At 44.2% G+C, this 14,519-nt stretch carries 15 protein-coding genes and 3 tRNA genes; 15 read left to right on the top strand and 3 right to left on the bottom strand.

The annotated features are described in order from the left end of the window. The first annotated feature begins 13 nt into the window (after positions 1-13). Genes cysK through DOZ58_RS07690 form a run of 3 tightly spaced genes read left to right on the top strand, consistent with a single transcriptional unit; the run spans position 14 to position 1,858 of the window. Positions 14-946, top strand: coding sequence for a cysteine synthase A (gene cysK / locus DOZ58_RS07700; protein ID WP_111887778.1), 933 nt, complete (start codon positions 14-16; stop codon positions 944-946). Beyond that, on the top strand, positions 943-1,377 hold the full coding sequence (locus DOZ58_RS07695; RefSeq protein ID WP_111887777.1) for an Rrf2 family transcriptional regulator: 435 nt from the start codon (positions 943-945) through the stop codon (positions 1,375-1,377). The genes cysK and DOZ58_RS07695 overlap by 4 nt, the downstream gene beginning before the upstream one ends. A 49-nt stretch (positions 1,378-1,426) precedes the next feature. Next, complete coding sequence (locus DOZ58_RS07690) at positions 1,427-1,858, top strand: MOSC domain-containing protein (protein ID WP_111887776.1); 432 nt, start codon at positions 1,427-1,429, stop codon at positions 1,856-1,858. 120 nt (positions 1,859-1,978) lie between these two features. Here the strand turns inward: DOZ58_RS07690 and DOZ58_RS07685 are convergent, their stop codons facing one another. From DOZ58_RS07685 to DOZ58_RS07675, 3 genes are read right to left on the bottom strand one after another with little or no spacing between them, the layout of a single operon-like run. After that, a complete protein-coding gene (locus tag DOZ58_RS07685; RefSeq protein WP_111887775.1) occupies positions 1,979-3,235 on the bottom strand; it encodes a phosphotransferase in 1,257 nt (418 codons plus the stop codon). A gap of 12 nt (positions 3,236-3,247) precedes the next feature. Continuing rightward, positions 3,248-3,715: a EutP/PduV family microcompartment system protein gene (locus DOZ58_RS07680; RefSeq protein ID WP_111887774.1), complete on the bottom strand. Its 468-nt coding sequence runs from the start codon at positions 3,713-3,715 to the stop codon at positions 3,248-3,250. A gap of 3 nt (positions 3,716-3,718) precedes the next feature. Next, positions 3,719-4,069, bottom strand: a complete 351-nt coding sequence (locus tag DOZ58_RS07675; protein WP_111887773.1) for a BMC domain-containing protein — start codon at positions 4,067-4,069, stop codon at positions 3,719-3,721. Between the two features lie 447 nt (positions 4,070-4,516). On the opposite strand from DOZ58_RS07675, the gene prmA reads away from it, so the two are divergent. The 12 genes from prmA (at position 4,517) to DOZ58_RS18530 (ending at position 14,375) form a co-directional block, all read left to right on the top strand. After that, a complete protein-coding gene (prmA, locus tag DOZ58_RS07670; RefSeq protein WP_111887772.1) occupies positions 4,517-5,455 on the top strand; it encodes a 50S ribosomal protein L11 methyltransferase in 939 nt (312 codons plus the stop codon). 1 nt (position 5,456) lies between these two features. Beyond that, complete coding sequence (locus DOZ58_RS07665) at positions 5,457-6,209, top strand: 16S rRNA (uracil(1498)-N(3))-methyltransferase (RefSeq protein ID WP_111887771.1); 753 nt, start codon at positions 5,457-5,459, stop codon at positions 6,207-6,209. Between the two features lie 7 nt (positions 6,210-6,216). Beyond that, entirely contained in the window at positions 6,217-7,542 is a 1,326-nt protein-coding gene (gene mtaB / locus DOZ58_RS07660; protein WP_111887770.1) for a tRNA (N(6)-L-threonylcarbamoyladenosine(37)-C(2))-methylthiotransferase MtaB, read from the top strand. A 12-nt stretch (positions 7,543-7,554) separates the two neighbouring features. Continuing rightward, on the top strand, positions 7,555-7,899 hold the full coding sequence (locus DOZ58_RS07655; RefSeq protein WP_111887769.1) for a histidine triad nucleotide-binding protein: 345 nt from the start codon (positions 7,555-7,557) through the stop codon (positions 7,897-7,899). 106 nt (positions 7,900-8,005) lie between these two features. Continuing rightward, positions 8,006-8,188, top strand: a complete 183-nt coding sequence (gene rpsU / locus DOZ58_RS07650) for a 30S ribosomal protein S21 (protein WP_013379247.1) — start codon at positions 8,006-8,008, stop codon at positions 8,186-8,188. A gap of 11 nt (positions 8,189-8,199) precedes the next feature. After that, positions 8,200-8,643 (top strand): GatB/YqeY domain-containing protein, encoded by a 444-nt coding sequence (locus tag DOZ58_RS07645; protein WP_111887768.1) that lies wholly within the window; start codon positions 8,200-8,202, stop codon positions 8,641-8,643. Between the two features lie 396 nt (positions 8,644-9,039). Further along, positions 9,040-11,430, top strand: coding sequence for a cation-translocating P-type ATPase (locus DOZ58_RS07640; protein WP_111887767.1), 2,391 nt, complete (start codon positions 9,040-9,042; stop codon positions 11,428-11,430). Positions 11,431-11,617: 187 nt separating this feature from the next. After that, positions 11,618-11,694: transfer RNA gene (locus DOZ58_RS07635), tRNA-Pro, on the top strand. 19 nt (positions 11,695-11,713) lie between these two features. After that, a tRNA-Ile gene (locus DOZ58_RS07630) sits at positions 11,714-11,790 on the top strand. A 9-nt stretch (positions 11,791-11,799) separates the two neighbouring features. Continuing rightward, positions 11,800-11,875: transfer RNA gene (locus DOZ58_RS07625), tRNA-Phe, on the top strand. Between the two features lie 256 nt (positions 11,876-12,131). Next, positions 12,132-12,800, top strand: a complete 669-nt coding sequence (locus DOZ58_RS07620; protein WP_111887766.1) for an L-fuculose-phosphate aldolase — start codon at positions 12,132-12,134, stop codon at positions 12,798-12,800. A gap of 249 nt (positions 12,801-13,049) precedes the next feature. After that, positions 13,050-14,375, top strand: coding sequence for an amidase domain-containing protein (locus DOZ58_RS18530; protein ID WP_162624471.1), 1,326 nt, complete (start codon positions 13,050-13,052; stop codon positions 14,373-14,375). Positions 14,376-14,519 lie beyond the last annotated feature (144 nt).

Genomic DNA, 14,519 nt, shown 5'->3' with positions numbered 1-14,519 from the left:
GTGAGGTAAGAAGATGTCTAAAATTGCAAAAAATCTAACCGATTTAATTGGAAATACACCCTTATTGGAATTGTCGAACTATGAAAAAAGCCTGGAGCTGGAAGCTAAGCTGATCGCTAAGCTGGAATATTTTAATCCGTTATCTTCAGTGAAAGACCGGATTGGGTTTGCGATGATTGAAGCCGGCGAAAAAGCCGGGCTAATTAAAGAAGGTACCGTGATTATTGAACCAACCAGCGGTAACACCGGGGTTGGGCTGGCTTTTGTGGCGGCCGCCAAGGGGTATCGTCTTATTTTAACGATGCCGGAAACCATGAGCGTGGAACGTCGTAATCTGCTTTCGGCACTTGGGGCAGAGTTGGTACTGACACCAGGGGCAACCGGAATGAAAGGCGCCATTGCTAAAGCCACTGAATTGGCAGAAACCATTCCCAACGCTTTTATTCCCCAGCAGTTTGATAATCCCGCCAATCCAGAAATTCACCGTCAAACCACGGCCATTGAAATTTGGAATGATACCGATGGCGAAGTTGATATTTTTGTGGCTGGCATTGGCACCGGCGGAACCATTACCGGAGTCGGAGAAGTATTAAAAGAAAAGAAACCCGGAGTTCAAATTGTTGCGGTTGAACCAGAGGCTTCGCCGGTACTTTCCGGTGGCAGTCCGGGACCTCATAAGATTCAGGGGATTGGGGCTGGTTTCGTGCCCGGGGTTTTAAATACGGCTGTTTATGATGAAATTATTGCGGTCAGCAACGACAATGCTTTTAAAATAGCGAGAAACGTTGCCCAAAATGAAGGGCTGCTGGTCGGAATTTCTTCTGGAGCGGCCTTGTATGCCGCCATAGAACTGGCAAAACGCCCTGAAAACAAGGGAAAAACCATCGTGGTGCTGTTGCCGGATACGGGCGAACGCTATCTGTCAACGGGTTTATACGCGTTATGAAAATATCAACAAAAGGACGATATGCCCTGCGCCTAATGCTGGACCTGGCGATTAACAATACCGGGGAATACATTCCCATCAAACGGATTGCTGAGCGTCAGGAGATTTCAGAGAAATATTTAGAGCAGATTATCACCCAGATTTCAAGAGCGGGCTTTGTGAGAAGTGTCCGGGGATCACAAGGGGGTTACCAACTGGCCAATCCGCCGGCAGAATATACCGTTGGGATGATTTTACGACTGATGGAAGGGGAGTTGTCCCCGGTGGCCTGCTTGGATGAGCCGGGTAGCTGTGATCGCGCGGATCGCTGTGTTACGGTTGATGTCTGGCGGCAAATCAAAGATGCGATTGAAAATGTGGTGGATAATATCACCCTGGCCGACTTGGTAAAGTCTTATCATGAAAAAGGCAATTGCGAGTATTTTATTTAGAAATAACGGGAATAATGTTAAGAGAAAGTGATGGGAGTAGGTGGCACCGGTGGGAAAGGTTACAGCGATTTATCAAAGTATCGAAAAGGGTGAGCAGATTCGCCTGGATCAGCCAGCGCTTTTTATTGCGGGGTTCGGACTCGAAGGCGATAGTCACGGCGGTCGCGATCGACGACAGGTCTGTTTGTTTGGGCTTAGCAGCATTGAACAATTAAAAGAGGCCGACGGGGCTGGTTTATGTACCAGGCGGTTTAAACAAAATATTACAACCGCAGACATCAAGCTGTTTAAATTGCCACTGGGTACTCAGGTTAAGATTGGGGAAACGCTTCAGGAAATAACTCAGATTGGCAAAAAATGTTTTGGCTGTGAAATAGCGGATCAAGACGGAAAATGTATATTGGCCAATGAAGTTGTTTTTACGGCCGTGATCGAAGGTGGCTATATTAAAGAAGGTGACTTTGTTACGGTCATAAAATAATACATGAACACGATTATGGCATTGTGAATTTATGGTCATGGTATATCCGCCTAAAATAGAAAATATATTTACACAAAATACCGCTGATTTCATATATAAAATCAGCGGTATTTCGTGTTGTTAAGCCAGGTTTTTTAGTAACAGGGTATATTCTTTTATGTGGGTATACTTTTTTTGGTTTTGCATCAGCTCTCTGGAAATGTCCAGGCCCAGAAGTGAGGGGACTAAACGGTTTGCTTCAGGAAGCCTGAGCAGGTCATAGCAGATGCCGCGGTTAGCCAGTCGGGATAGGACATTGACCCCCGTGTATGACAAGGCATTTTGCAGCTGATCAATGAGATAAGCATCTACATCCAGATTTTTTAAGCTGTAGCTTTCCTCCCGATGGGCTTCCACCAGCTGGCGGAATTCATTTTGAAAGGTGGTATACAGATCAGTGATGGTGGTCAACAGGTAGGCCTGGAAATCGTTTTTTTCAGCGGTTGTCCGGGACTCATCACCAAACCAGGAAACATAGTTCAGGGTTAAGCTGGCAGTGAGTCGGCCAAAATCCTGGGCCAGCGGACCAAAACCGGCAAATTCTCCATCGATGATGCGGACGTCGTCAAAGCTGATCATGATGTTGGAACTGTGAAGGTCGGTATGAATCAGACATTCCTTATCATTTAGGAATTTGTTTTCCAAACGTTTGAATTCGGCCTGAATTTGAGGATTATCCACCAGTAAGGCTCTTTTTTCATCCGTGCCGGGAATCATCTCCCGTTCCCAGGAAACACCGATGTTTTCCCGAAAAAGAAAGGGGGCCAGGGCTGTGTATTCCGGATTTATAAAAAACCGTTCAACTTCAGATTTTTTATAGTTGGTGAGATGTAAATTGGAGGAGAAAAAAAGATTGCGGGCAAAAAATGCGCCAATCTTAGCAGTAAAATGTCCGTGTTTAACCATCCGGCAGAGCTCAAAACGGAGCAAACTCAAATCCATTAAATCCTCCATAACAATGATCCGGTTGGGTTCGTCAAAGAGATAAATTTCAGGACTGATGCCGGGATAGACCGAGTTCCAAAAAATAAGGGTGGCTATTTCCGAGCGCATCCGACCCAGATCCAGGGTCCAGCCATCGCCATCAGCTTCTTCCACGGTATTATTTTTTTCGTCCTCAATCCGAAACCGGGGCATGGAGAGCATTTGTTTCATGATCACTGATTTTCCCGACTGGTCGTAGACATGATAGATTAAGTTAACAAATCCTTCAATGCTTTCTTTTACGGCGTGTAAATCGACCACGGTAAGGTTGGCATCGGTTGGAAAGATGTTTTTTTCTTTAAGGTAGTTGGCAACGCCTGCCACTGTTAAATTGCCATAGCTGTCATAGGTCATTTTTTCACTTCCTTACTTATTGCGGTGGGGTTCCATATAATGATGGATGGTAGCTTCTAATTCCGGGATTCCTTCGCCACTATAGGCACTGACCACATAGATGTGTTTAGGATTGATACCGGCATAAATAAGAAGATTGCGGCTCCGTTTAATATTGCATTCGGGGAGATCTGTTTTTGTGATCACGCCAATCGAGGGAATGTTATAGGTATGGATAAAATTGGGTGGAAAGGCATTCTGGGAATCCATACAGGAACAAACCAGGATCACCAGTCCGGCGTCCATGGTAATATTTATGGCCTGACGTGAAAAAAATGGGAGTTCGATAAACTCCCCAGGGGTATCAATGAAATCGTCATAGTAACTGACCATTTGGGTCTTGGAATATTTAAGTTCTTCTTCATTTAGCCGTTGCATCAAGGTGGTTTTGCCGCTGCCGATTTTTCCGATTAAGGCCACCCGTTTTCGATTATTGGCCATCTATCAGGAGTAGGTGATTTTAGGAATGTCGAATCCTAAAATATGGTTAAGAGTATTGAGGATTTCAGAAACGGCAGCTTTGACATCACTAACCCGACCGGTGATTACAAGTGAACCACTGAAACGGTCCAGAAAACCGATTTCGACTGGGGCGGCTTTCGTTGCGGCGTCAGCGGCGATAATGGCGGCTTCGCTGGGGGTAATGGTTAAGATACCGATGGCATCGGCGGCTTCATCGTCCAGACCCAGTTTAATATAGATATCTGTTTTAGGCTTGGCAATAATATGTGCCAGGGTTACCTGTTTACCAGGAACGTATTCTTGTATGGAACGATTCTTCTTTTCAGTTTCCATCGTGTCACCTTTTCTTCGTGTATTTTGGTTGTTTGGATTTAATTTTTTCTAAAATTGTCGGTACTGGTTCATTACTTGTTTTAAAGTTTGTATTTATTTAACTGTGATCATTATAGCACTAAACTGGAACCCGTTACATCCATTAACGATATTTTACAGAAAGCCGGCAAAAAATTTCTGTATCCACGTTGTGCCGTACCGACCAATTATTAATCTGTTGTTTGCTGCGGGATCGGACAGGTTTAACAACCTGTCCGCCCCGATGCAAAGGGTCTGCCCCCTCGGTTACAACATGATGTAATAATTGTCGGTACGACTATAACTGTTACTAGAGATAAAGCATGAAAAACATATTTCTTTTATAAGCAAGATGGGTTATAATGATCAATTATTAAGCATGCGGTAAAGTGGTATAATACCACAACGATTAAACCAGGAGGTAAGGGAATGCTTTGGAAAGAAGTTCAAATCACAACAACATTGGAAGCTGAGGAAGCGGTGGTCAATGCTTTTTATGATGCCGGGGCAGATGGTGTGGCGATTCAGACCCTGCAGGATGTGCTATTAATACAACAAGATCCCAAAGTCAATTTTGTGGATGAAGCGCTTCTGGAAATTGATCCCAATGTTTCTATTGTCCGGGGCTATTTCAGCGAGGTGGAAGACACTGAAGAAGCGGTGCATAAACTAATTGCGTCAGTGAAGATGCTGCCATCCTTCGGTCTGGACCCCGGTGCCTGTGAGATGATGATCACAGAAGTGGAAGAAGAAGACTGGGCTAATTCCTGGAAAAAGTTTTACAAACCCACTAAGATGGGCAAAAGCATTGTCGTCAAACCAACCTGGGAAGACTATGTCCCGGATAAGGATGAAATTGTCATTAACATCGATCCCGGCATGGCTTTTGGAACCGGTACTCATGAAACCACCCAGCTCTGTGCCATTAAATTGGAAGAGTACATCAAGCCCGGAGATGTGGTGCTGGATATTGGCTGTGGAACTGGGGTACTCTCGCTGATTGCAGGTAAACTGAAAGCGAAAAAAGTGGTGGCGGTGGATTTTGATACCCTGGCGGTTAAAATTGCCCGGGAAAATGCGGAGCTCAATGATTTAGGCAGTATGGTTGAAATTCGCGAAGGTAACCTGCTCGATGTGATTGACGAGAAGGCCGATGTGATTGTGGCCAATATTCTGGCAGCGGCGATTGTGGAATTGTCGGGAATTATCAAACCCTACCTTAAAGAAAAGGGTATTTTTATTTCTTCGGGAATCATCATCGATCGGCTGGGGGATGTGCTAAGAGCTCTGGAAGCGGAAAACTTCAAGCTTGTTTTTGTTCAGCAGATGGGTGAATGGGTTGGAGTGGTCGCCCAGAAGAGGGACTAAGATGCACCGATTTTTTGTAAAACCCGAGCAGCGTTTCGAATCAACAATCACTATTTCGGGAGAGGATTTTAAACATATCGCCAAAGTCCTGCGGTTGGGGAAGGGTGACGTTATTGAAGTTTGTGATGGCCAGGGCACCGACTATCTGGTTACTTTAAACACGCCCGGCGAGCAGACTATTTCCGGCAGCATTGCCAGACACTACCCATCTCAGGGAGAAACGCCCGAGATGAGTGTCACCTTGTTTCAAGGACTACCCAAAGGCGCAAAAATGGAAGTGATCATTCAGAAAGCCGTGGAGCTGGGGGTTTATCAGATTATTCCCTTTTCTTCATGCCGGGCAGTTTCTCAAATTAAAGATAAGCAGGATAAAAAGCTCGAGCGCTGGCAGCGAATTGCCTATGAGGCCGCAAAGCAGTCCAAGCGGGGGATTATCCCCAGGATTTTGTGGCCGCTAACCTTTAAAGAAGTATTAAGCGAAGTTGCCCGGTATGACTTAATGATCTTAGCCTATGAAGACGAAAACCGGCAGACTTTGAAGGGCGCCCTGGAAGCGGTCCGAAAAATAAGCAAAACCGACAAACCGCTAAGCATCGGTGTGATCGTTGGTCCCGAAGGGGGCTTTGATCCTCAGGAGGCAGCAGCCTGTCAAGCCGCTGGAGTGATTAGCGTAACCCTGGGCAAGCGGATATTAAGAACCGAAACCGCTGGTATGGTGGTGCTCAGCCAATTGAATTTCTGGAAGGAAGAATAAGTTAAGGATGAATAATAAAAAAAAAGTTGGGTTTATGACCCTGGGCTGCAAGGTCAATACCTACGACAGCGAAGCCTTGATGGAAATCTTTGAGGCAGACGGTTACACCATTGTCGATTTCGCTGAGCTTGCCGATGTTTATGTGATCAATACCTGCACCGTGACCCACCTGGGCGACCAAAAATCCCGAAAAATGATGCGAAAAGCTAAGCGGATTAATCCCAATGCGATTATCTGTGCGGTCGGCTGTTATGTTCAGGTGGCCCCGGATGAGGTCGCAAAAATCGCGGAAGTGGATCTGATGATCGGTACCAAAAATCGCGCCGATATCCTTACCTATATTGAGGCCCACCGCAAGGATGCCAACCGGCGGGATTTTGTCTCAAATATTATGGATGAAAAGATTTTTGAACCGCTGATGATTTCGGAGGTCAAGGGTAAGACCCGGGCCTTTATTAAAATTCAGGAGGGCTGCAATCAATTTTGTACCTATTGCATTGTCCCCTTTGCCAGAGGGCCAGTCAGGAGCCGCGATTCGCAACAGATTATTGATGAAGTCAACCGGGTGGTTTTAATCGGCTATCAGGAGGTCATTCTTTCGGGTATTCATATTGCCTCCTATGGAGTGGATCAAGCCGGAAGTAGTGCAGATAAAGGGGATCTTATTGACCTGATTGAAGCCCTTGATCAAATTCCCAGACTTAAGCGGGTTCGACTGGGATCGATGGAACCCAAATTTATCACCCCGGAGCGGCTTAGGCGGTTGGCGGCCCTTGAAAGCTTTTGCCCGCATTTTCATCTGTCACTGCAAAGCGGCAGCGATACGGTGCTAAAACGCATGGGGCGCCGTTATACCACCGCTGAGTATTTAGAGATTGTCAGTCAGATCCGGGAAGTTTTCCCGTTAGCTGCCATCACCACGGATGTGATGGTCGGTTTCCCCGGCGAAACCGAGGATGAATTCAAAGAGACCCTGGACTTTGCCCGGGCCGTGAGTTTTTATCAAATCCATGTATTTAAATATTCCCGGCGCTCAGGAACTAAAGCGGCTGCCTTTATCGATCAGATTGATGAAACCATAAAAAATTCCCGCAGCCACACCCTTAGTGATCTGTCGAAAAAACTGGAGCTGGAATTTTTAAAGAAAAACGATGGCGTTCTGACAGAGGTTTTGTTTGAAGCAACCCATGACGAGACTGGTTATGAAGGTCATACCAAAAATTATGTTCCGGTTCGGCTTCAGACAGATGAAAAAATTAATGGCAGAATTCTAAAAGTTAGGGTATCATATAATAGTCAGTTTGCTGACAAATTAATCGGAGATTCGATATAACAGGAGGAAGATATGTCAAAGGACTGTATTTTTTGTAAGATTGTTAATAAGGAAATTCCGGCCGATGTAGTTTTTGAAGATGATCAAGTCATCGCATTTAATGATATTGCACCCCAAGCTCCGGTGCATGTGATAATTATTCCCAAAGAACATTTTGAATCGATTCTATCGGTACCAGCTGGAAACGATATTATCAGCCACATGCATACGGTGGCCAATCGGATTGCCCTTAAAACAGGGATTGCTAAAACTGGTTTTCGTCTGGTAAATAATTGCGGTAAGGATGGCAATCAAACCGTGCCCCATCTGCATTATCATTTATTGGGCGGTCGACCATTATTATGGCCTCCCGGTTGAAAAATAATTGACAGCGTAAGAAATAATGCGTATAATATAGTTTGACTCATACCATGTTGATTAACCGTACCGGAAATTAGCAACGGATTAGAGGGGGGGGTTGAAAATGTCTGAAGTAAAAATTAAAGAAAATGAAACACTCGAAAGTGCATTGCGACGTTTCAAAAGAAAAACTGCAATGGCTGGGGTTATGTCTGAAATTCGCAAAAGAGAGCATTATGAAAAGCCAAGCGTAAAGCGAAAAAGAAAATCAGAAGCAGCAAGAAAAAGAAAGATGAAAAAAAGATAGGATGTGACTAATTGGCATTAAAGGATCAATTACAGGCTGACTTAAAAACAGCAATGAAGGAAAAGAATAAGGTTAAGAAATCCACCATTACAATGATTCGGGCGGCTATTTTACAAGTCGAAAAGGATCAGAAAGTGGAACTGGAAGACGATCAGATTCTTGAAATTATTGCAAAACAGCTCAAACAACGTCGGGATGGCCTGGCCGAATTTGAGAAAGCTCAAAGAGACGATTTAATCCAGCAGGCTCGAGAAGAGATAACAATCATCGAGAGCTACCTTCCTACACAATTAACGGTTGATGAAATCAAAGTAATTGTGGCCGAAACGATAAAAGAAACCGGTGCAGTTGACGCAAAAGACATGGGAAAAATAATGAGTGCCCTGATGCCGAAGGTTAAAGGTCGCGCGGATGGAAAGCTTGTCAATCAAGTGGTCAGAGAAAGTCTGGCGTAGCAAAAAAATATTAATACTACACATATAAAGAGGTTTGTCCTGCGGCAGGCTTCTTTTTTTGTCTGGAAAATTTGAAGGGCTGGTGTGTGCTACCGTACCGACCAATTGTTAATCTGTTGTTCGCTGCGCCATGCGAAATCCGCTCCGCTCCTTTCGCATTGGTCGCGGGCAGTCGCCAACTACAAGCAAGCTTGTGAATGGCTCGTTGCCTGCGCGCAGAATCGGACAGGTTTATCAGCCTGTCCGCTCCGATGCGTACAACATGATGTAACAATTGTCGGTACTATGTTATTTGTCTGATCTTATCGCAGGTATTCTAAGACTGTTACAGATACAAGGTATTTTAAGATTATGATGTTATAATCCAAACAGTGAATAAATTACTGGGAGGATTCAATGGAGAATAATATCAACCTTGAAATTGGACTGACTCAAGCCCAGGTTGAAGAAAGGATCGCGGACGGAAAAGTTAATGTCCAACCCCAATCCAAAACAAAAACCATCGGCAGAATAATTAAAGACAATAGCTTAACCTTATTTAACATGCTTAACATCATCCTGGCATTGATGATTATTTTTGTGGAGTCGTTTCAGAACCTGCTATTTATTAATATTGTTATCATTAATACGTTTATTGGCATCATACAAGAAATAAAGGCAAAAAAAACCATTGATAAGCTCTCACTGATTTCCCAGCCTCATGTTAGTGTGTTACGGGATGGCAAGCTTGAGGAAATCGTCTTTGAAAAAATTGTGATGGATGATATTCTAATCCTGAAAGCGGGCAAACAGATTCCTTCGGATTCCCAGGTGGTAAAAGGGGAAATAGAAGTCAATGAGTCTCTACTGACTGGCGAGTCCGATTCGATTATGAAGTATGAAGGGGATGCTCTGCTTTCCGGCAGCTTTGTGGTGTCTGGGCAAGCGACGGTGCAGGTGACTCAGGTAGGTCTGGAAAACTATGCATCTAAATTGGTTGAAGCCGTTAAGGTCGCCAAAAAACCAAACTCGGAAATTATGAAAGCACTGGGCTTTATTATGAAAAGCATTGGCATTGTGATTGTTCCCCTCGGCCTGTTACTGCTTTATAAACAACTACTTGTCCAGAATTTGCCACTACAGGTGAGTGTAACCGGGACGGTGGCGGCCTTGATTGGGATGATCCCGGCGGGGTTGGTGCTCCTAACCAGTGTGGCTCTGGCGGTTGGGGTCGTTAGACTGGGGCACCACCAGACTTTGGTGCAGGAACTCTATTGTATTGAGACGCTGGCTCGGGTGGATGTCCTTTGCTTAGATAAAACCGGTACCATCACGGAAGGGAACATGGAAGTCCTGTCAATGGAAACCATTTGTCATGACAAAAATCCCGTTCAGGCGATCAGGGCTTTAATTGCTAATCTAAAAGATGACAATGCCACCTATCGGGCGCTTAGCGAAAGCTGTCAAGGGGAGGCCCCAAAATGGCTTTGCGAGCGGGTCATTCCATTTTCGTCGGAACGGAAGTGGAGCGGCGCTTTTTTTGCGGAACAGGGTACTTTTGTGATCGGCGCGCCGGAGTTTGTTTTAAAAGAGCGTTACGATGAAATTAAGGAAAAGGTTGAGCACTATGCCAGCGAAGGTAACCGGGTTTTAATGCTGGGGTATGCTAAAGAACCCTTTAAAGAAGATGGCAGCCTGCCAGAAAATATCAAAACCATCGCTCTGCTGCCGATGGGGGATAAAATTCGTCATGAAGCCAAGAAAACGTTGGAGTTTTTTAGAAACCAGGGCGTTGATATCAAGGTAATCTCTGGCGATAACCCGATCACCGTATCTCAGGTGGCACATCGGGCGGGACTGCTGGATTGGGATAATTTTGTCGATGCGTCGACGCTCACAGAAGATGAAGATGTTCACAAGGCTGCCCAGATCTATTCGGTTTTTGGCCGGGTAAGCCCAGGACAAAAACGACTTTTGATTGAAGCCCTTAAAAATCAGGGCCATACCGTAGCGATGACCGGGGATGGGGTCAATGATGTTTTGGCCTTACGAGAAGCGGATTGCAGCATTGCTATGGCCGAAGGGAGTGATGCGGTGCGCCAAGTATCCCAACTGGTCTTGTTGGATTCCAACTTTGCTAGCTTTACCCGGGTTTTGATGGAAGGGCGTCGGGTCATTAACAACATTACCCGTGCGGCATCGCTGTTTTTAGTGAAGACGATGTTTTCCCTGATGCTGGCCGTTATTGTGATCATTGCCAATGAGGCCTATCCCTTTGTGCCGATTCAACTGACCTTAATCAGTGCGTTGACTATTGGTGCGCCTTCTGTTTTTCTGGCTTTGGAGCCGAATAAAAACCGGATCACCGGAAATTTTTTAGAAAAGGTTTTAAAAAAATCGTTGCCGGGTGCTTTGACGGTGGTGTTTAATGTTGTGTTAATTATGATTGTTGGTTCCTATCTGGCATTGGATCACCAGCAGATTTCGACGCTGGCAGTGATTTCCACTGGTTTAATTGGTCTGGTTATTCTTTTTCGGGTCAGTCAACCTCTGGATAATAAGCGGTGGGCGTTATTTTTTACGATGACCGTTTCATTCCTATGCTGTGTCTTGTTTTTGGAAGACTTCTTTTTCCTGGTGCCGATTCAGGATTTCCTGCCAGCGATGTTGATTGTTTTGGGAATTACGATCCTTGATATCTATCCCTTATTGCGGATTTTTAGCTGGATCGTTGATCAGATTGAAAGGCTTCTCAATCGTCACCAAAAAGAAAAAAGGATGGCTAAAGCGACCGTATTAGAAAAATAGTAAAGCTAAAGCTTTTTTCACAAAAGGATCAGAAATCTGATTCTTTTGTGAAAAAAAGACTTGCATTCATGTATTTGATCGTGCTATAATAAGCAAGTCGTCAAAGATAAGCTTTATCTGAAAGAACAAAGATAAAATAAAGATTGACAACAGATTGATAAACATCTATAATAGTCAAGTATTGTATCGAGGTGTAGCGCAGTTTGGTAGCGCACATGGTTTGGGACCATGGGGCCGGAGGTTCGAATCCTCTCACCTCGACCATTTTTTTTAAATTACTTGGGGGCCTTTAGCTCAGTTGGTTAGAGCAACCGGCTCATAACCGGTAGGTCCGGGGTTCGAGCCCCTGAAGGCCCACCATATTTTTTTGCCCAGATAGCTCAGTCGGTAGAGCAGGGGACTGAAAATCCCCGTGTCGGTGGTTCGATTCCGCCTCTGGGCACCACCACTTAAAGAATAACAGCGAAAGCTGTTTTTTTTTGGTTAGAAATAGGTAAACATAAATAAACCTTAATCGCTATTGAGAAAAACGAAGAAATATTATAAAGTATAGAAATGACATCAGTAATATAAAAATACTTTTGTATCCTGAAATAACCTCAGAAACAGTCGGATGTGAAACGTTTTTTAAATGGAGAGCGGCTATTATACGAGTATCGATCGTAGACTTAAGTATTGTTATTAAAATTCAGGAGGATAAAATGATCTTACAAAAAGAACGAGAAGATGTGGTGCGTTATTGTCAAAAGCTGATTGAAGCAGGGTTAACGAAGGGAACCGGTGGCAATATCAGCATTTATAATCGGGAACAAAGGCTGATGGCAATCAGTCCTAGTGGCATTGATTACTTTGAAACAGAGCCGGAGGATGTTGTGGTTATCGATATCGATGGAAAGCATGTGGACGGAAAAAGAAAACCATCAAGCGAGCATGAGCTGCACCGCATTTTCTATGTGAAACGTGATGACATCGATGCAGTTGTTCATACGCACTCCGTTTATTCAACAGTACTGGCCACGCTTGAAGAGGGCTTGCCTGCCTCAAGCTACCTGATTGCGTTAGCGGGGTTGGATGTACGCTGTGCCGACTATGCGACCTTTGGTACTATGGAATTGGCGCAACTTACCTTTAAGGCCATGGTCGATCGTTATGCAGTATTGATGGCTAATCATGGTCTACTGGCTGGTGGTAAAGATATTCTAAATGCCTTTAATATTGCCGAAGAGATTGAACACTGTGCGGAAGTTTATGTCAAGGCCCGATCAATCGGAACGCCGGTGATTCTCAGTGAAGAAGAAATGACAAAAATGATTAGCATCTTTAATAAATCTTACGGACAAAAAACGACAAAAGCTGACTTAGACAAATAAAAAAAAGCTGCGAGTAACTCTTACTCGCAGCTTTTTTTACTGTCCCTGGCGACTAGCGCCGGGAAATTAAAAGGAACTCGGCGGCAAACTTGCAATCTGACAAACAACAATCGCTAACACAAATGAGTAGAAAGAGGGGAATGTTTGAGAAAAATCTAACCCGTGAGAAGGTTAATTTTCATTATCCGTTCACATAAAAAACACATTGTAGATATATAATTGTTACAAATGGTGAAGAGGTGCGAAAAAATGAAAAGAGTAATGAAAAGATCAAAGAAATCCATAAAGCGCAAACGGAGACGGACGATGATTGGCCTGGTGCTGATGTCCCTCATGGCAATGGGCGTTGTTTGCGTGGGTGTCATGGCAAATTCATACTCGATCACCACCAGCACAGAAAGCATCTTTGAAGCGAAAAACAAGAATAGTGATGCTAAAAAAGTAGGCGGCGATATAATAATTCGTGATAGTGATGAAACACTCGATGATGCTATGCTTGAGCCGATTCGCGACTATTTTAAAACTTATTTTAAGGCCCTGGCCAATCTGGAATCAGAAGATATCACCGCGATGTTTGTGGATTCGTTTAGCGAAAACGCCTGGATCAATCAAGCGTCTATGGATTATCTGATTCAATTAAGACAAAGCCAGAGTAATGATCTTAAGATGACGGATTATCAATGTGGGCTGACCGTCACCAGTATCAGTGAAGGATATGGTGAGATTGAAGTGGTTTTAGTAGAAGATCACCATATCAATTTCGCTTTTATTTCCAATGTTGATTCCTATAGTTCCGGGATTGCCCATACCTTTTATCTGAGCGAAACTAAAGATGGTTACGCGATCTCAGAGCATTACAAAGAAGAAGACAGTTTTTTGATGTTGGAAGAAGCCATCGCAGACAGCGATGAAAATCCTCAGGATGTGGCAGATCAACTTCTCGGTGAAGCCCTGGCTGTTATTGAAGAATTATCCCGGGAAAAAGACGACTTTAATATGGAAAACGGCGATAGTTGGACCAACTCCACCGATCACAGCTATGATGCTGAGGCAGCAGTGGATTATGCCATGACCTGGGTTGATCCCATTGAAGTCTTGCGTAACGAGGACTATGGCGTTTATGACAATTATGGTGGCAATTGCAATAACTACATCTCCCAAGCGCTTTTTGCCGGCGGCATCCCCATGGATAGTGATGGCTATAATAATACCCAATGGAAGTGGTATGGTGAAGAAGTGGATGATGAGGATGGCTCAGACTGGGGGCGAAGTCCGGCCTGGACGGGGGTAGCGGAGTTTTACACCTATGCCAGTGAAAATGAAGGGTATGGACTGGCAGCACTGGTGGATGAGAATGTTTTTTCCGGTTCGATGGGTGACGTCTTACAATATGGACATAACGGTGACTGGCTTCATTCGGTTATTATTAGCGATGTAATAAACGACGATGACGGCAACATGGCAGATTATCTCATTAATTCAAACACCACGGATCGCATAAACTATCCGGCCAGTGCCTATGGCTATTCGGAATTACGACTGATTAAAGTTTTGGGTTGGAATGACGGCGATTAGTTGAAGCAGATTTTAGTATCTGTATTTTTCTTCCTAATTTATGAATTAAATACGATATGTAGATGCGAGTTGGATTAAAAACGCAAATGACTTGTAAATTATAAAACCATATGGTATCATATTTGTAAATAAATTGTAACATGG

Source organism: Acetobacterium sp. KB-1, assembly GCF_003260995.1.
In the GTDB taxonomy this organism is placed as follows: domain Bacteria; phylum Bacillota; class Clostridia; order Eubacteriales; family Eubacteriaceae; genus Acetobacterium; species Acetobacterium carbinolicum.
The sequence above is the reverse complement of the archived record's forward strand: the minus strand, read 5'-3'. Positions and strand labels throughout refer to the sequence as shown.